The organism is Actinomyces sp. 594 (assembly GCF_019325145.1).
GTDB lineage: Bacteria > Actinomycetota > Actinomycetes > Actinomycetales > Actinomycetaceae > Actinomyces.
This window is the reverse complement of record NZ_PIZC01000055.1, coordinates 40,026-57,937: the sequence shown is the minus strand read 5'-3', so window position 1 is coordinate 57,937 and position 17,912 is coordinate 40,026. Positions and strand designations below refer to the sequence as shown.

Annotated in this window: 16 protein-coding genes; all 16 read right to left on the bottom strand. The window is 69.7% G+C overall.

Annotated elements, in window-relative coordinates; translation table 11 throughout:
- Nucleotides 1–116: 116 nt before the first annotated feature.
- Nucleotides 117–716 (bottom strand): DivIVA domain-containing protein, encoded by a 600-nt coding sequence (locus GZ998_RS09550; protein WP_202616334.1) that lies wholly within the window; start codon nucleotides 714–716, stop codon nucleotides 117–119.
- 110 nt (nucleotides 717–826) lie between these two features.
- Nucleotides 827–1,048, bottom strand: a complete 222-nt coding sequence (locus GZ998_RS09545; RefSeq protein WP_162678592.1) for a DivIVA domain-containing protein — start codon at nucleotides 1,046–1,048, stop codon at nucleotides 827–829.
- A gap of 247 nt (nucleotides 1,049–1,295) precedes the next feature.
- Complete coding sequence (locus GZ998_RS09540; RefSeq protein WP_162678591.1) at nucleotides 1,296–1,586, bottom strand: YggT family protein; 291 nt, start codon at nucleotides 1,584–1,586, stop codon at nucleotides 1,296–1,298.
- 10 nt (nucleotides 1,587–1,596) lie between these two features.
- Entirely contained in the window at nucleotides 1,597–2,070 is a 474-nt protein-coding gene (locus GZ998_RS09535; protein ID WP_161924355.1) for a cell division protein SepF, read from the bottom strand.
- Nucleotides 2,071–2,242: 172 nt separating this feature from the next.
- Nucleotides 2,243–3,031: a polyphenol oxidase family protein gene (locus tag GZ998_RS09530; RefSeq protein ID WP_219109700.1), complete on the bottom strand. Its 789-nt coding sequence runs from the start codon at nucleotides 3,029–3,031 to the stop codon at nucleotides 2,243–2,245.
- Nucleotides 3,032–3,046: 15 nt separating this feature from the next.
- Nucleotides 3,047–4,279 carry a cell division protein FtsZ gene (gene ftsZ, locus GZ998_RS09525; protein WP_161924357.1) on the bottom strand — a complete coding sequence of 411 codons (1,233 nt, stop codon included), beginning with the start codon at nucleotides 4,277–4,279 and terminating at the stop codon, nucleotides 3,047–3,049.
- A 147-nt stretch (nucleotides 4,280–4,426) separates the two neighbouring features.
- Nucleotides 4,427–5,362: a cell division protein FtsQ/DivIB gene (locus GZ998_RS09520; RefSeq protein ID WP_162678589.1), complete on the bottom strand. Its 936-nt coding sequence runs from the start codon at nucleotides 5,360–5,362 to the stop codon at nucleotides 4,427–4,429.
- A complete protein-coding gene (gene murC / locus GZ998_RS09515) occupies nucleotides 5,359–6,777 on the bottom strand; it encodes a UDP-N-acetylmuramate--L-alanine ligase (protein ID WP_374939198.1) in 1,419 nt (472 codons plus the stop codon). The genes GZ998_RS09520 and murC overlap by 4 nt, the downstream gene beginning before the upstream one ends.
- Nucleotides 6,778–6,905: 128 nt before the next feature.
- Nucleotides 6,906–8,255: a glycosyltransferase gene (locus GZ998_RS09510; protein WP_219109699.1), complete on the bottom strand. Its 1,350-nt coding sequence runs from the start codon at nucleotides 8,253–8,255 to the stop codon at nucleotides 6,906–6,908.
- Nucleotide 8,256: 1 nt separating this feature from the next.
- Nucleotides 8,257–9,546, bottom strand: a complete 1,290-nt coding sequence (gene ftsW, locus GZ998_RS09505) for a putative lipid II flippase FtsW (RefSeq protein ID WP_162678587.1) — start codon at nucleotides 9,544–9,546, stop codon at nucleotides 8,257–8,259.
- Nucleotides 9,539–11,107: a UDP-N-acetylmuramoyl-L-alanine--D-glutamate ligase gene (gene murD / locus GZ998_RS09500; protein ID WP_162678586.1), complete on the bottom strand. Its 1,569-nt coding sequence runs from the start codon at nucleotides 11,105–11,107 to the stop codon at nucleotides 9,539–9,541. The genes ftsW and murD overlap by 8 nt, the downstream gene beginning before the upstream one ends.
- A gap of 84 nt (nucleotides 11,108–11,191) precedes the next feature.
- Nucleotides 11,192–12,280 carry a phospho-N-acetylmuramoyl-pentapeptide-transferase gene (mraY, locus tag GZ998_RS09495; protein WP_219109698.1) on the bottom strand — a complete coding sequence of 363 codons (1,089 nt, stop codon included), beginning with the start codon at nucleotides 12,278–12,280 and terminating at the stop codon, nucleotides 11,192–11,194.
- Nucleotides 12,277–13,752, bottom strand: coding sequence for a UDP-N-acetylmuramoyl-tripeptide--D-alanyl-D-alanine ligase (gene murF / locus GZ998_RS09490; protein ID WP_219109697.1), 1,476 nt, complete (start codon nucleotides 13,750–13,752; stop codon nucleotides 12,277–12,279). Before murF ends, mraY begins: the two co-directional genes overlap by 4 nt.
- Nucleotides 13,749–15,374, bottom strand: a complete 1,626-nt coding sequence (locus GZ998_RS09485; protein ID WP_219109696.1) for a UDP-N-acetylmuramoyl-L-alanyl-D-glutamate--2,6-diaminopimelate ligase — start codon at nucleotides 15,372–15,374, stop codon at nucleotides 13,749–13,751. The genes murF and GZ998_RS09485 overlap by 4 nt, the downstream gene beginning before the upstream one ends.
- 73 nt (nucleotides 15,375–15,447) lie before the next feature.
- Nucleotides 15,448–17,232, bottom strand: a complete 1,785-nt coding sequence (locus tag GZ998_RS09480) for a penicillin-binding protein 2 (RefSeq protein WP_219109707.1) — start codon at nucleotides 17,230–17,232, stop codon at nucleotides 15,448–15,450.
- A gap of 38 nt (nucleotides 17,233–17,270) precedes the next feature.
- Complete coding sequence (locus tag GZ998_RS13175) at nucleotides 17,271–17,759, bottom strand: hypothetical protein (RefSeq protein WP_237564088.1); 489 nt, start codon at nucleotides 17,757–17,759, stop codon at nucleotides 17,271–17,273.
- Nucleotides 17,760–17,912 lie beyond the last annotated feature (153 nt).

The window sequence follows — 17,912 nt, the reverse complement described above, 5'->3', positions numbered from 1 at the left end:
TCAAGGGCGCACGCAGGTCGGGGGCGGCGCCCCGGTAGGGTGCGCCGCCCCCGACCGACGGGCCAGTGGCAGTCGCAGCCGACGCGGGAGTCCGCGTCGGCTGCAAGCGCCGTCCGTCACAAGTTCGGGCTGGCGGACTCGTTGCCGTCCTCGACGGTGGTGAGCAGGTTCTGCAGGTAGCTCTTCAGGCGCGTCCGGTAGTCGGACTCGAAGCGACGCAGCTCGTCGATCTTGTGCTCCAGCCCCGAGCGCTCCTTCTCGAGCTGAGCCAGGGTGCGGTTGCGCTGGTCCTCTGCCTCGCGCACGACCTGCTCGCCGGTGGCGCGGGCCTCGGCGATGATGCGCTCGCCCTCGGCCTTGCCGTTGGCGACGTGCTCGTCGTGCAAGCGCTGGGCCAGCTCGAGCATGCCGGAAGCGGCCGCCGGCTCCTGAGACTCCTCCACGGCCTGGGCGGGAGCCTGCTCGACGACAGGCTCCACCACCGTGGTCTCCTGCTGCGCAGCGGGAGCCGCCTGCGTTCCCTCGCCCAGCTCCGCCACCCGGGCGTTGGCAGCCTCCAGCTTGGCCTTGAGATCGGCGTTCTCGGCCTCAAGCTGGCGCATGGCCTCGACGACCTCGTCAAGGAACTCGTCAACCTCGTCCTGCTCGTATCCCTCGCGGAACTTGGTTGCCTGGAACTTCTTATTGAGGACGTCGTCTGCGGTCAGCAGCGTCATAGTCGTCACCTCGGTGTCGTTACGGTAGATGCCACGAGCACCGGAGGACCGGCGACTCATGCGGACAGATTACCTGAACTCCAGGTTCAGGCCATATTCGGAGGCGCATGTCACGCTCCCGGAGTTGCCCCCTCCTGCCCCCTGAGCCGCGCATTGGCACGCTCCAGGCGCGCGACTTGGGCCTTCGCGGACGCCAACTCGTGCTCGAGACTCCGCATGGCCGCAATAACCTCGTCAAGGAACTCGTCAACCTCGTCCTGCCCGTATCCTTCACGGAACCGTGTGGTTGGCAGCTTCCTGTTCAAGATGTCATCCGATGTCAGCGGCGTCATGGTGATCTCCTCAGCGTCGTGGGGTGAGTCGTATCGCGAGCCGCACGAGCGCCGGAGAACCCGGACTCGTGCCGTCGAGAACGCTCGTCTCCTGATGCGAGTAAAACTGGAAGGGACTGGTCACGCACCGCATTGCCTCGGCTCCGCAGGACGGACCGCGCGTCACGCTACCATCACATGCCGTGCCGCGGCATGCATTCGGGCTGACCTCATACCGATTGTCCGGTCCGGCGGCACGCGTGAACCGTCACACCAGCAGCAGGAGCAGGCGCCGGAGGATGACGATGCCGAACCACAGGACCAGGAAGCTCAGGTCGATGCCGACCGCGCCTAGGCGCAGCATCGGCATGAAGCGGCGGATTTGACGCAGCGGCGGATCGGTCAGCCCGTAGACGACGTTGGCCAGCACGAGTACGACGCCGCTGGGACGCCAGTTCCGGGCGAACAGCTGGATCCAGTCCAGCACTACCCTTGTCAGCAGGACCAGAACATACAGATCGAGCAAGCTGCGCAGAATTGAAACGAGTGCCAGCACCACGGCCCTCGGTTCAGCTCTGGTTGAAGAAGCGACCGTGAGCGTCCTCCGAGCCCTCGCCGTCGTCGATCTCAACCGAGGTCGGGGTCAGCAGGAAGACGCGGGGGGTGACTCGCTCGATGGCACCGTGCAGGCCGAATACCAGGCCGGCAGCGAAGTCAACCATGCGGCGGGCGTCGGACTCGCTCATATTGGTGAGGTTGATGATTACCGGAACCCCGTCACGGAAGGCCTCCCCGATCACGCGGGCCTCGTTGTAGGTGGAGGGGTGTACCGTCACGATCCGGCGCAGGTCCGGGGCCTCGGCCGGTGCGGGCACCTCCTCGAAGGGGGCGTCGTAGACCTTGCCCTCATCTTCGCGATCGGCATACTCGCCGACCAGGTCCTGAGTGAAATCGGTGGGGACGGCCTCGGGGGCGTCTGCGAAGTCATCGTCAGTCGGCTCTGAATAGCCGAGGAAGTTGGTCATCTTGCGCAGTGCGCTCATGGGGTGCTCCTTATCCGTCCGGTCCCTGCGATCCGGATGTGGCTGACGGTATCGGGCGCAAGCACTCCTGCCGCTGATTCGCCGCGGCGTGTCACCGAACGCGCCGGGTGCGTTATGCCAGTACTCGCAGGGTCGCCCAGATCACTCAGTCGGGCCGCGGGCGCGGAGTGCCTTAGGGCGCCGGCACGACCACACCCGCCTGCCGCCCGGTGACGCCGTCGCGGCGGTAGGAGTACAGTCCTGGCTCCTCATAGGTGCACCGATCGACCCTGGTGATGCCTCCCACCCCGGCACGCTCCAGCTGGGCGCAGACCCCTGCAGCCAGGTCTATGCCGGGAGTGCCCCATCGCGTAACCGCATGGCAGGCGGGCTCCACCGCCGTCGCCTCGAGTCGCAACTGCTCAGGGACCTCGTAGCAGGCGCCGCAGATCGCAGGTCCCACCGCGGCGCAGATACCGGTGGGATCCACGCCGAGGTCCCCGAATGCCGCCAACACGGCCGGGACTATGCCCATCAGCAGGCCACGACGGCCGGCGTGGACAGCTGCCACCACGGCTCCGTCAGCGCCGGCCAGTAGCACCGGCACGCAGTCCGCCACGAGCACCGCCGCAGCCGCCGCCGACGCCGGGGCGCGTGCGTCAAGCAGCAGCGCATCGGCGGTGGGCGCAGCACCCGCATCCGCGGCCGCAACGCCGGTGGAGTGCACCTGATTCATCCACGCAATGCCCGTGCGGTCACAACCGGAGGCAGAGCCGGTCGCATCCGAGGCAAGACCAATCGCCTGCGCGAGCCGATCCCGGTGGTCAGCAACCCGCGCCGTGTCATCACCTACGTGGACGGCGAGGTTGAAGCCCGCGTACGGGCCGCCGTCCGAATCAGGCCCATCCGGCGCCGTGCGGGTGGTGAAGTAGCCGCGCGCGCCAGCCCCCAGGTCGGCTGGGATCAGGGCCGGGGAGCACACCTGCCCACCCACTGGTCAGCGCAGGAAGTCGGGCAGGTCGATGTCATCCTTCTCAGCGTCGACGCCGATTACGCGGGGGACAGCCAGTTCGGGCTCAGCCTCCGGCACGGACTCATCCACGTAGCTCGGCACCTCGGCCGTGACCGGCGCCGCTACCGCGGGGACGGGGCGCGTGACTGGGTTCTCAGCTGCGTGCGCACCGCGGGTCGGGGCAGCAGGAGCGGCGGCTCGCGCCGACCCCGCGGAGGAAGCCGCCCGCGCCAGGCCGGCCCCGCTCGACTCGGCGCGGGGCTCGACGGCGGGGTCCTCGTCAAAGCCCGCGGCAATGACGGTGACCCGCACCTCGTCGCCCAGGGCGCCGTCCACCACGTTGCCGAAGATGATGTTCGCCTCGGGGTGAACGGCCTCGCGGACGAGGTTGGCCGCCTCGGAGATCTCGAACAGGCCCAGATCGCTGCCGCCCTGGAAGAACAGCAGTACGCCGTGGGCGCCGTCGATGGAGGACTCCAGCAGCGGGGATGCGATGGCCTGCTCGGTGGCAGTCAGCGCACGGTCCTCTCCCGTGGCGGAGCCGATACCCATCAGGGCGCTGCCGGCGTCCTGCATGACGGACTTGACGTCGTTGAAGTCGACGTTGATCAGGCCGGGGGTGGTGATCAGCTCGGTGATGCCCTGGACACCTTGGAGCAGCACCTGGTCGGCCTGCTTGAAGGCGTCAACCACGCTGATGTTGCGGTCCGCGATCTGCAGCAGGCGGTCGTTGGGGATGACGATGAGGGTGTCGACCTCGGCACGCAGGTTGGTGACGCCGTCCTCGGCCTGAGTGGCGCGACGCCGTCCCTCGAAGGCGAAGGGCCGGGTCACCACCCCGATGGTCAGCGCACCGAGTGAACGCGCCACCTTGGCGACGATCGGGGCGGCGCCGGTTCCGGTGCCGCCGCCCTCGCCGGCGGTAACGAAGACCATATCGGCCCCCTCGAGGGCCTCCTGAATATCGTCCTGGTGGTCCTCGGCGGCCTTGCGGCCGATGCTCGGATCGGCGCCGGCACCCAGGCCGCGCGTCAGGTTGCGGCCGACATCGAGCTTGGTATCGGCATCAGACATCAGCAGCGCCTGCGCGTCGGTGTTGACGGCAATGAACTCGACGCCGCGCAGGCCGGCCTCGATCATGCGGTTGACGGCGTTGACGCCGCCTCCGCCGACGCCCACCACCTTGATGACTGCTTGATAGTGCTGCGATTCCGCCACTGTCTGCCTCCGCGTTTAGTGCCGAGCCCCAGGGGACTCCCCTCAACCTTCAACCTGAAGTCGAGGTCTATACTTATGTCATTCTTCCGATGACGTGCCCAACGCTATGGGTCCCCCAGCCGCCCGCAGGGTATTTGGTTCGGCGTGTCAGGACGTGGTCGGACTGTGCGGGCTGGACACGTCGTAGGTATCCGCCTCCTGCCGCAGCAGCACCGCCAGCACCCGCGCCTTGAGCTCATTGTCCGTGGACTGGCCCCACATCACCGTGGCACCGCTCACCAGGGTCAGCGTCACCTGCCCGGTCTGCGAGACTCGCCCGCCGGAGACCTGCGTGCGTGTCTCCGGATCCAGGCTGCCAATCGCCTCCGTTACGGCTGAGACCTGGGACTCCGACAGCTCCTGCCCGGGTTCCGCGGCGATAACCGCCAAGCCCTCCGGAGCCCGCTGCGCCGTCTCAAGGACCACCGCCTCGCCGTCAAGCACCTCATAACCGGCATCGACCTGCCGCACGGCGACCGGAATGCGCATGGTCAGGCGTACCGCCAGGCCGTGTGGCCATGAACGGGTCACCGCCGCAGACCTCACGGTCACCAGGGAGTCCGCCACCTCTTCACCGAGGGCGGTGACGTCCAGGCGCAGCAGGGACTGCCCGCGGTGGGGTGCAAGCACCGCCTGCACGTCACCCGCGTCCACGCTGCCGTCCGCACCCGTGACCGTGATTTCGTTGGGGCGCAGTCCCAGCAGCGGTGAGAACAGGCAGGCCCATACCAGCAGCGCGATCACCGCCGCAGCTCCCGCGGCCCGCACCAGCCGCCCGCGGCCTAGGCGCCTGCGGGCACGACGACGCTCCTCCAGCCGGTCGGACAAGCCCGAGGAGACCACCCGGTCCCGGCTCACCCCCCTGGAGCCCAGGGCGCGCGAGCCTTGGTCACCGCGAGCCTGCAGCGGTTCTACGGCAGCCGGGGCGGCGGCAGGGGCCTGTACGGGGTCGCCTGCGGCGTCGACGCGGGCGGGATCGGACGGTACGGATACGGATTCCGCGGCTGCGCCGCGGGGCCTGGGGCGGCTCGGCTTGCGCATCATGCCGGGTTCGCACGCTCGGCCAGGTTGCGCAGGATTACCGGCCCCAGGCGGGTGACGTCGCCGGCACCGATGGTCAGTATCAGGTCACCGGGTCGTGCCAGGCCGGCGGCGGCGTCGGCGGCGGCCTCGGCATCGGCGATGTAGCGGCCGTCGCCGGGAATGCGGTCGACTACGCTCTGGCCGGTGACGTCGGGGAAGTCGGCCTGGGTCTCACGAGCCGGGTAGATCGCAGTCACGATTACGTGGTCGGCGGCTGCCAGGGCGGCGCCGAACCGGTCTGCGAAGTTACGGGTACGGGAGAACAGGTGGGGTTGGAACAGTGCGATAACCCGACCGCCGCGGGCGTCCGCGACCTCCCGCGCCGCGGCCAGGAGTGCCGCGATCTCGGTTGGGTGGTGCGCGTAATCGTCGATCACGCGGACGCCGACCGCCTCCCCCCGGTGCTCGAAGCGACGGCCGGTGCCGGCGAAGGCGCCCAGGGCGGCGGCCATTGCCTCAGCGGAGACGCCGAGCTCGCATCCGGCCTCCCAGGCGGCGGCCGCATCTAGCGCGACATGGTCACCCGGAATCGACAGCTCCAGCGGCACCGGTCCCGAGCTGGAGCCGGCCCCGGAAATCGTGGCTGAGCCGACATCATCCCAACGGGTAATCAGGGCGCTGGTACCGGTAGCGCTCCGAGAGACGACCTCCACGCGAACATGCGCCGCACCGGGCAGCGGACCGCCGGGAATGGCGGAGGGCTCGGTGGTGCCATAGGTGGTCACTCGGGTGCCGGCGGAAACCGCCTGCCGGGCCAGCCGCAGGGCACCGGGATCGTCGGCACAGGCGATCAGCAGCCCACCGGGGAGCAGGCGCTCGACGAAGGCTACGAAGGCCTGCGCAAAGGCCTCCGCGGTGCCGTAGTTGTCCAGGTGATCCGGCTCGATATTGGTAACGATCTCGACGGTGGGGGCATAGTTGAGGAAGGAGCGGTCGGACTCGTCGGCCTCCGCGACAAAGGCCCGCCCCCCGCCCAGGTGCGCACCGGTGCGCAGGGATCGCACCACTCCCCCGATGGCGAATGAGGGATCCTGACCGGCAACGGACAGCGCCTGGGCGAGCATTCCCGAGGTCGTGGTCTTGCCGTGGGCGCCCGCCACGGCAACGAAATCGCGTCCCCGGGCGGCCAGGGCCAGGGCCTGCGAGCGGTGGATCACGGTCTGGCCGCGCTCCCGCGCCGTCCTCAGCTCAGGGTTGGAGTCCTTGATGGCGGTTGACACCACCACGGTGGCCTCGGGCGGAACATTGGCTGCGGCGTGGCCCAGTCGCACCCCCAGACCCTGCTGACGCAGCTGCTCAAAAGCCTCTCCCCCGTTGGCGTCGGAGCCGGTGACAACGGCACCGCGCTCGGCCAGGATCTGCGCCACCACGCTCATCCCAGCACCGCCGACGCCGATCAGGTGGAAGGCCCGTCCGGTCAGTTCCTCCGCCGCCAGCGCCTGCTCCGGGAGCGGGCCGGTGCCTGCGGGGCTGACCGGGAGGGCATGGGACAGTTGATCATCGGTCACCGGCTCTGCTCCTTGCCCTCGAAGTCATCGATATCCGCGACGTCCTTAATTCCCGCGGGCTCCCCTGGCGCCGCGATACCACCGAAGTCCCCGGTAGCCGACCCGCTGCTCGGGTCGGCGGGCGCGCCGTTATCCGCTGCGGCGGCGGCATCGCCGCAACCGGCTGCGGCTACCTCGCGGATCAGCGCCGCCAGGCGCTGCGCCCCGTCACGCACGCCGGTGGAGGCTGCGGCCGCGGCAGCAGACCTGCGCCGGGACTCGTCGGTGAGCACCGCAGTGAAGCCGAGGATGTCCTCGGCGTCCAGATCGGCGTCGGCCACCAGTTGTCCCCCGCCCGCAGACACGCAGTCCGCCGCATTCAGCCGCTGTTCCCCGTTGCCTATGGGCAGGGGGACGTAGAGGGCGGGCAGCCCCAGGGCGGTCAGCTCGGCCACGGTGCCCGCACCGGAGCGGCAGATCACGCCGTCGGCGCAGGCGTAGGCCTGTTCCATCTCCGTCAGGTAGTCCAGGACGTGGTAGCGCTCCATCAGCCCGGGAGTGCGCGCGGCCGCGCGTTCCAGGGCGGCACGCACCGGCGCGTCCTTGCCCCGGCCCGTCAGGTGCAGCACCTGCAGGTCGGCGGGCAGCCGGTCGGCGCATTCACACATGACCTCGTTGAGGTGCTGGGCTCCCAGGGAGCCGCCTGTGACTAGCACCGTAGTGGCAGCCGGGTCCAGTCCCAGCGCGGCAGCACCAGCCCGGCGGGCGCCGACGACATCGGCACGCTGCCGCTCCACCAGGGAGCCAATCGCCGGCCGCAGAGGCAGGCCCGTGACCTCGGTCCGGCCGTGAGCCGCAGCGAGGGGTGTGGAGGCGAAGGTGAGGGCGACGGCGGCCGCCCAGCGGGCCCCGAGCCGATTGGCCAGCCCGGGACGAGCATTCTGCTCGTGAATCACTACGGGCACGCCGGCGCTCCTGGCCGCCAGGTAGGCGGGCGTGGAGACGAAGCCGCCAAAGCCGACCACGACGTCGGCTTCGACTTGCCTGATTGCCTCAGCTGCGGCGGCGACGGCACCGCGCAGGCGGCGCGGCAACAGCAGCAGGTCGCCGGTGGGGCGGCGCGGCATGGGCACGCGGGGCACATGAGCCAGCTCGTAGCCCGCCTCCGGGACGAGCCGCTGTTCCAGTCCCTCCTTGGTGCCCAAGACCAGGATGCTGGTGCCGGGATCGCCCCCGGAGGCGGCGTCGCGCAGGGCGGCGGCCGTTGCCAGCAGGGGGTTGACGTGGCCGGCGGTGCCGCCGCCGGCCAGCAGTACCCGCAGTGGCCGATCCGCGCGGTCATCCGCAGCGGAAGTCTGGGTGGGCATTTCAGGCACGTTTCCTCCTGCGCGGTGCGATGACGGCCAGCGTACGGCGTACAGCGCCCGTACGGGAGCGCAGCGCCGCAGACGCGCCGGGCTCGTTGCGGGCGAAGGCGAGCAGCACCCCGACGGCGAGCAGCACCGACACCAGCGCGGATCCCCCCGCGCTGACGAGGGGCAACGGCACCCCCAGCACGGGCAGCAGGCCGACCACTACGCTCATGTTGATCAGGGCCTGCCCCACGATCCAGGTCATGATGCCGCTGGTGACCACTGCGACGTACAAGGACTGGCTACGGCGGACGATGCGCAGGCAGCACCAGGCGACCACAACGAATAGCGCTATTACGAACAGCGTGCCCACCAGGCCGAACTCCTCACCCAGGACGGCGAAGATGTAGTCGGAATCGGCCTGGGTCAGGTAGCCCCACTTCTGCCGTGAGGAGCCGGGGCCCACCCCCCGCAATCCGCCGGTGCCCAGGGCGTAGCGCCCGTGCTGAGGCTGGTAGCCGACGTCAAGGGGGTCGTAGCGGTCCGGATGCAACCAGGCGAGGATGCGGGCCCGGCGGTTCGCGGAGAGCATCGACGCCGCCGCGAAGCCGAGCAGGCCGATGCCCCCCAGAGCGGCGAACCAGCGCCAACCGAGTCCGCCCAGCCACAGCGCCCCGGCGACCAGTGCCGTTAGCACGATCACCGTGCCCAGGTCGCCCCCGGCCATCACCAGCCCGATGCCCAGGCCGGCCGGCAGCAGTATCCACCCCAGGAAGCGCGCCAAGTCGCGCCCCGTGCGCACACCGCCGATGAATGCGTCCCGGTGGCGGGACACCATCACGCCCAGGTACAGGCACAGCCCCAGCTTGATGAACTCCGACGGCTGGGCCGTGCCCAGGCCCGCGGGCAGCTGGATCCAGTTCCGGTTGCCGTATACGTCGATGCCGATGCCGGGGACGAACACCAGTAGCTGCAGGGCGAAGGATGCCAGCAGCGCCGGCCAGGCGAGTCGTTTCAGCGAACGCGGCCGCAAGCGCGACAGCACCCACATGCCGAGCAGCCCGATGACGGCGAAGACCAGGTACTTGGAGAAGGCGGTGAACGCATTGCCTCCGTCGGCCGCAGTCGTCACCGACTGCACCGAGAAGACCATGATCAGCCCGAAGGCGAGTAGTGCCAAGGTGGATACCAACAGGGCGTAATAGCTCAGGGTGCTGCTCTCGCCCTCGACCGGGCCGTCAGCGCCCCGTAGGAATCGCGCTCGCCTCGACCAGCGACGCGCGGGCGTCATGTCCGTCTCAGTCATCTCGGCGCCCGCCCTCGACTGCGTCACCCGCTACCGCTTCTGATACCGCTTCTGATACCGCTGCTGACTGCGTCACCCGGGCGGCGGCGCGGGCAAACAGGTCGCCGCGCTGGGCGTAGGAGTCGAACTGATCCCATGAGGCGCATGCGGGGGCGAGCATCACGGTGTCTCCGGGTTCGGCCAGCGCGGCGGCCGCGGCCACCGCCGCGTCGGTTACCGCCTGCGGGGTGCCGTCGGGGACCGTGGTCACCGGCAGCTCCGGGGCCTGCTCGGCCAGCGCCCCCAGCACGGCGGCCTGGTCCCGGCCAATGACGACCGCGCCGCGCAAATGCGGCCTAACCGCGCGCACCAGCTCGTGGAAGGTGGCGCCCTTGGCATCACCACCCACGATCCATACGCCGCTACCCCGCGGCAGGGCCGTCAGTGCAGCCTGAGCGGCGTGGGGATTGGTGGCCTTGGAGTCATCCACCCAGGTGACCCCGTCATGCACGGCGACGGTGACGATGCGGTGTGCGCCGGTGCGGTAGGCGCGTAGCCCGCGCGCGATGGCGGTGGGGTCCTGCGCCACGGCCTCACTGGCGAGGGCCAGCGCGGAGGCCGCCAGCGCATCGGCGACGATGTGGGCGGGCACATTGGCGGCCTCGCCACCGGGTGCCAGGTGCGCCAGATCGGCGAAGGTGGCCAGCTCCACCCCGCTGCTGCGCCGCTCGGCGTGGAAGGCCCGGTCCACGAGCATGTCCTCCACGCAGCCGACCTGACCGAGCGCCGGCACCGCTGTGGTGAAGCCGACGGCGCGGCATCCTTCAACGACATCCGCCTGCTCCACCATCGTCATCGTGGCGGCGTCGGCGACGTTGTAGACGGCCGCCCGGCGGGTACGGGCGTACACGCGGGCCTTGTCCGCCGCGTAGGCGGCCATGGACCCGTGCCAGTCCAGGTGGTCCGGGGCGAGGTTCAAGCAGGCCGCAGCCAGGGGGCTGAGCGTATGGGTGGAGTGCAGCTGAAAGCTGGACAGCTCTACGGCCAGGGCGTCGGCGCGTCCCTCGGCCACCGTGGTGATCGCGGGGGCGCCGATGTTGCCGACTGCGGGCGCGTTCAGTCCGGCGGCGGCGAGGATCTGCTCAAGCATGCCGACGGTGGTGGTCTTGCCATCGGTGCCGGTGACCACCAGCCAGGGCACGTCGGGGCGGGCGGAGGCACGCTGGAGCCGCCAGGCAAGCTCGATCTCGCTCCAGGTCTGCACTCCCGCGGCCCGGGCCGCGGCGAGCACCGGACCGGTAGCCGGTACACCGGGAGACACGATGAGCAGGCGCAGGTCCGCGGTGGTCAGGGCGTGCGCGATTGTGGAGTCATCGCCGACGACCGTGCCCTCCAGCCGCGCAGCCGTGCCGGCCCCGAGGGTATCCGCGAGGGCGTCGACGGCGGAGCCGGAGGAGTCGAATACGGTGACACGCGCGCCCAGGGACGTGAGCACGTCGACCACTGCCAGGCCGGTGCGGCCGATCCCTACGACCCCCACACGCGCCCCGGCCAGTGCCTCGACCTGTGTGCTGCTACTCATCGGTGCCTATGACCTCCACTTCGCGGGTGACTGCTGGCGGCGCCGCGGCCCCTCGAGCTGGGCCCACGACGCTCGTGATCCCGATCAGGAAACCAGGTACTCGGCGTAGAACAGGCCCAGCCCGAGCACTACGCACACGCCCGTGATGATCCAGAAGCGGATGACCACATTGACCTCGGTCCAGCCGCCCAGCTCGAAATGGTGGTGCAGCGGGGCCATGCGGAATACGCGTTTGCCGGTGGACTTGAAGGACACCACCTGGATGATGTCGCTCATGACCTCGGCTACGAACAGCCCGCCGATGAGCACCGCCAGGAACTCGGTGCGAGTCAGAATCGACAATCCCGCCACGGCGCCGCCCAGGGCGAGCGAGCCGGTATCCCCCATGAAGATCTTGGCAGGGGAGGCATTCCACCACAGGAAGCCGAAGCAGGCGCCCATAAGCGCCGCCGCGATCATGGCCATGTCACGCGGATCCCGGGTCTGGTAGCACAGCGTGGCCACCACGTCGCCGTGGCCGTAGGTGCAGGACTGGTTGGTCTGCCACACGCCGATGAGCGTGTAGGCGGCGAACACCACGGCGGAGGAGCCGGCGGCCAGGCCGTCCAGCCCGTCGGTGAGGTTGACGGCGTTAGACCAGGCGGTAATGAGGAAGTTCGACCAGATGGTGAACAGGATGATGCCGCCGACGGCGCCGGCGAAGGCCAGGTCCAGGCTCGAGTCCCTGGCGAAGGAGATGCGGGTGGAGGCTGGGGTGAGCCCGTTGCGGTTAGCGAAGTTCAGCGCCGCCACCGAGAAGGTGATGCCGATGAACGCCTGGCCGAGGATCTTCTGCCAGGGGCTGAGCCCCAAGGAGCGCTGCTTGGAGATCTTCTCGAAGTCATCCAGGAAGCCGATGAGCCCGAGCCCCATGATGAGGAACAGCAGCAGCACGCCGCTGGTGTGCGGGGTACGCAGCTCAATCAGATTACCCACGGCGTATCCGAGCACCGCGGCGATGATGATTACCAGTCCCCCCATCGTGGGCGTGCCACGCTTGGTGAAGTGCCCCTGGGGACCGTCCTGCCGAATGAACTGTCCGTATTCGCGTTTGTGGAGGAAGCGGATCAGCAGCGGCGTGCCGAGGAGCGTGGTCAGCAAGCCAACCGCCGCAGAGACCAGGATTGCTGTCATTGGACGTCCCTCTCCTTCAAACTGTCCCTGAGGTGGTCTGCCACGCGCCAGGCGCCCGACCCATTGGACCCCTTGACCAGGACGACGTCGCCATCGCGCAGCGGGCCGTCCGGTGAGTCCATAGCCGCAAGGACCGCATCGGCGTCGGCGAACTCGAGCGTGCTCACCCCGGCGGCGCGGGCCGCGGCCGCGGCCGGGGCGGCACCGGGTCCGACGGTGACCAGCAGCGCGACACCCGTGTCAGCGGCCAATTCTCCGGTACGGGCGTGATCCCGCACAGAGGAATCACCCAGCTCCAGCATCTCCGAGATGATGGCGACTCGGCGCCGGCCGCCGGCCAGGAAGCCGAGCGACTCGAAGGCGGCGGTCATGGAGTCGATGTTGGCGTTGTATGCATCGTCGATCAGCAGCAGGTTCCGCCCCAGGACAGTCACATCCATCCGGTGGGGACTCTCCAGGCGGGCCTGGGTGAGCTGGGCGGCGATGTGCTCGGGTGCAGCTCCGGCAGCCAGGGCCAGGCCCGCAGCAGCCAGGGCGTTGGCGACGTTGTGCGCACCAGGCACGGCCAGGCGCACCCTGCGCGGCCCGTCCAGACCGGGCAGGTACAGGTCGAAGACGGCGTGCGCGTCGGCGTCGAGCGTGACCCCCTGTGCCCGCACATCGGCCTGAGCTGTGCCTGAGGCGGAAAACGCCAGCGCTGCGGGAGCCAGCTGCGCCATGGCCGCAGTACGGGGGTCGTCCAGGTTGAGCACGGCTGTCCCCGTGGGCAGCAGGCCGCGGACGATTTCCGCCTTGGCCCGGGCGACTCCCTCCACCGAGCCGAAGCCCTCCATATGGGCATGGCCGACCATCAGCACGGCGGCGGCGTCAAGCGGGGCGATGTCTGTCAGGTAGGCGATGTGCCCGGGTGCGGACGCGCCCATCTCCAGCACCAGGAAGCGCGTATCGGCATCGGCCTCCAGGACCGTAAGCGGCAGGCCGATCTCGTTGTTGAAGGAGGCCACCGGGGCGACGGTGGGGGCCTGCGCGGCCAGCAGCTGGCGGGTCAGGTCCTTGGTGGTGGTCTTTCCCACCGAACCGGTGACGGCGACGACGGTCAGCGCGCCGCCGCGCTGTACCGCCCGACGGCGCAGGTCGGCGAGGTGCTCGCGGGCCAGTGCCCCGAGCGCCGCCACGGTGTCCGGCACGACGATCAGCGGCAGCTCCGCTCCGGCGGCGCTCAGGGACGCGCGGGCGGCGGAGATATCACTGACCAGGGCTGCGGCGGCTCCGGCGGTGGCTGCCGCACCGACGTGGGCGTGCCCGTCGGTGCGCTCGCCGGCCAGGGCGACGAACAAGGCCCCGGGGCCGGCTCGGCGGGAGTCCGTAACTACCGCGCCGGCGGCCGCCGCATCCACTGCGGGAGCGGCGTCGGCCGGCACCAGCGCGCCCTGCGTGAAGGCGGCGATCTCGGTCAGGGGACGGTCGATCATGCGCTCTCCCCCCACTTGGCGAGGACCGCCTCCCGCATGACGGGAGCATCGTTGTACCGGATGAATTCGTCGGCGATCTCCAGGAACGGCTCATGGCCCTTGCCGGTCACGATCACCGTGTCCTGCGGACCGCACAGCTCGACGCCGCGGCGTACCGCATCACCCCGCCAGCTGGTGATCTCCTCCACGTCGTGCAGGTCTGGGCGCACGGCACGCACGCCCTCCAGGATGGCGTCACGGATCGACTGCGGGTCCTCACTGCGGGGGTTCTCGTCGGTGACCACTAGCACATCGGCCAGCCTGGCGCAGACCTCGCCCAGCATGGGCCGCTTGCCGCGGTCGCGGTCGCCGTCGGAGCCGAATACCACGATGAGGCGCCCCGGGGTGATCTGCCGCACTGCCTTGAGGGTCAGCTCCATGGCGTCGGGAGTGTGGGCGAAGTCCACGATGCAGGTGCCGCGCACGCCGTCGCGCTGGCTGATGCGCTGCATGCGGCCGGGGATGTTGTGGGCGGTGGCCAGTGCCGCCACCGCGGTTTCGGACGGTACGCCGGCACGGATCGCCATGACCAGGGCGAGGGCGGCGTTCTGGACGTTCACGAGTCCGGGCAGCGGGCAGGCGGCGCTGATGGCCTCGCCGGCAGGGCCGTGCAGGGTGAAGGTGGTGGCGGAGTCAGTCATGGACACGGCGGCGTCGCTGACCCACCAGTCGGTGCCGTCCGGCGCTGTGCCTGCCGCGCCATCTGCGTAGGCGCGCACCCGGTCCACCGGGATCCGCCCGGCTGCCGCGATGCGTCCGGCCAGCTGCGCACCCCACTCGTCGTCGACGCAGATGACGGCGCGGCGTGCGTGCTCGGGGGTGAACAACTGCGCCTTGGCATCCAAGTACTCCGGCATGGTCTGGTGGAAGTCCAGGTGATCACGCTGGAGGTTGGTGAATCCGGCTACGTCCACGACGAGCCCGTCCAGGCGGTGCAGCACGATGGCGTGGCTGGAGGCCTCCAGGCTGGCGGCCCCCACGCCCTGCTCGGCGGCCAGGGCCAGCATGCGCTGCAGCACGGGTGCCTCGACGGTGGTGCGGGGCGACTCCACTGATATATCACCCACCCTCAGCTCCACGGTTCCGGCGACCATGCAGGCACCCCGGTGTGCGGTCATGATTGCGTCCAGGAAGTAGGAGGTCGTGGTCTTGCCGTTGGTTCCGGTGACGGCGGTGGTCAGCAGCTGCGTGGCCGGCTGGTGGTAGACCGCCGCCGCCAGCGGCCCCACGACGGCGCGCGGATCGGGGTGGACCAGCACCGGGGTACCGGGGCAGTCCGCATGCACCATGGCGGCACCCGCCGAGTCGGTGAGCACCGCAACGGCCCCTGCGGCGACTGCCAGCTGGGCGTAGGCCGCGCCATGGGTCCTGAATCCCGGCAGCGCCGCGAAGAGCTCGCCTGCGGCCACATCCGCAGAATCTACGCTGACGCCGACGATCTCCAGCCCGTCGACGCTGTCCACACCGCCGTCCTCACGCGTTGCGGGGGTCAGTGAGAAGGTACGCGCGAGGTCGCTGAGGGTGGTGGGTGCGCACAGTTGCGGGCGCAGTCGGGCGGCCGACTCGTAAGCGTGGTTGCTCATAGGACCCCAATCTATCGTGACAGGACGGTTACGACCGCCGGGCGTCGGGCGACACGTGCCAGGACGAGGGTACTCATCCTTCCTCACCTGCGCTCTCGCCCTGGCCGGCCGCGACGACGGCGTCCGCCTCGGCTGCGGCCTGAGCGGCGATGACGCTGGGGTCCGGGGCGATGCCCAGGGTATGCATCGCAGCCAGGGCGACCTTGCGGAACACCGGCGCGGAGACGGTGCCGCCGTAGGTGCCGTCCGGGCGATAGACGATAACGGCGACAGCGATGGCCGGGTCGCGTGCCGGAGTGAAGCCGACGAAGGAGGCGACCGTGCCGTCCTCGGTGAGGATCTCCGTGGTACCGGTCTTGCCGGCAACCAGGTAGCCGTCGATGGAGGCCGCCTCGGCGGTCCCGCCCTCCTGCGTGACACCGATGAGCATGTCCGTCAGCGTCTGCGCAGTCGCCTCACTGATCACGCGCTCTCCGTGGGGCGTGTCCTGCATGATCTCGTTGCCCTCGGCGTCGATCCACGCGTCCACCACGCGCGGGGCCACGCGCACGCCCTTATTGGCGACCGTGGCGAGCACCTGCACGGCCTGCAGGGCGGTGCCGGCGATTCCCTGGCCGAACATGGTGGTGTAGCGGGTGCGGTCATCCCAGTCCGAGCTCGCGCTGAGGATGCCGGCCGACTCGGCGGGCATCTCGATCCCGGTGACCTGCCCGTAGCCGAACCGCCTGAGGTAGTCGTAGCGCACCTGGTCGTCTAGCTGCTCGCCGATCTGGACGGTGCCGACGTTGGAGGACTCGGCCAGCACTCCGGCGGATGTGAGCGTCTGGGTATCGTGGTAGTGCGAGTCGCGGAAGGTCTGCCCGTTGGCCGCGGTCCAGGTGTAGGGAACCGTCCAGGTGTCCTGCGGATCCATGGTGCCCTCCTCAAGGGCGGCCGCGAACGTGATCACCTTGCCCACACTCCCGGGCTCGAAGATCGCCTGCACACTGCGCGCGTTACGCGACTCCTCCGGAGTGGCCCCCGGATCGGAGGGGTTCACGGCACCGGAGTCGGCGAGCACGAGCAGCTTGCCGGTGGCGGGCTCCATTACCACCACGCAGCCCCAGTCGGCTCCCTGCGCCTGGACCACCTCGTCAATGGCGTCCTGGGCGATCGCCTGCAAGTCAGGATTGATGGTGGTACGCACCGCCGTTCCCGCCGTGGCCGGCACCTCCTCCTGCCTGCCGGTGGGGATGATCGCCCCGAGCTTGCCGACTTCCACGCTCCCCTTCCCATTGGTTCCGGTAAGGGCGTCGTTCTGGGTCAGCTCCAGTCCAGCGGTGCCGACGAGGACGCGCCCCTCGTCCTCCTGGGTGTACCCCAGGACATTGCCTGCGACGGAACCCGCAGGGTAAGTGCGCCGGGTGCGCTGATCCGGCTCCACCCCGGGGATAGCCAAGGCATTGATCCGCCGCCAGGTGTCCGGGGCGACGGCCTCGGCAATGATGGCGTAGGTGGATTCCCCCACCATCATGGCACCCAGCTCTTGAGCGTCCAGCTCCAGAATCTCCGCTATCTGCTCCGCTGCGGCCGCTGCTCCATGACCGACGAGCTCACTGACGGTCTGTCCCGTATCGGGGTCGGTACGTTCCTCCCAGCGCTCGTACTGGGCAATCTTCACCTGGTTCACGCCGATGTCGTAGGAGACTGCGGATGAGGCCAGGATCGTGCCGTCGCGGCCGAGAATGTCACCCCGGGGGGCGCGATTGACCCAGGTCACAGTACGTTCGGCCTGGGCCTGGGCAGCCAGCTCCGGGCCCCGCACCATTTGTAGCCAGGTTGTCCTGGCCGCCAGCGTCCCGAATCCTGCCAGCCCCATGAACTGCAGCAGACGACGCCTACTCGGGTTGACCGGGTTCACTTGGCCTCGTCCGCCTCGCCCGCCTCGGCGGGCGCGCCGCCCGCCAGGGTGGAGTCGGACAGGTCGATGACTCCGGGTGCTGCGGCCGGGACCATGCCCAGTTTCGCCGCCCTTGCCGCCAACGTGTCCGCAGCCGAGGCCTCTTGCACGTCTGCGCGTACGGTTTCTATGTGGTCGCGCAGAACGTTGAGCTCAACCTGCGCGGTCTTCATCTTGTACGCGGTATCCGCCATCCGGGCGTTGAGCAGCATGGTTGATACCAGGGCGCATGCGAGAATACCGATCACCAGTGCCAGAAACGGCAGGGTGCGCGGCGAGGGCGCAATGCCCCGCACCACCCGCAGCTCGGGTCGGCCGGAGCTCTCGGCTGCGGGGCGCGTCTGCGGAGCACCCCTGCGGGCTGCCCGCGCGGTGGCACCGTCGGTCAGTGAGCGCCAGGACGGATTGGCCGTGGCGCTCCGGCGAACCTTGGCTGCGGTGGTCATCGGCAGTTCCTTCCTCGTGTGTTTCCGGCTGGGGCATATGCGTCATGGTTTGGGGCAGGAGCCTGGCCGACGGGCCGGGTGCGCACGGCAGCCCGTAGCCGGACGGAGGCGCTGCGGGGGTTGGCCTCCAACTCGGCTGCGTCAGCCTTCTGG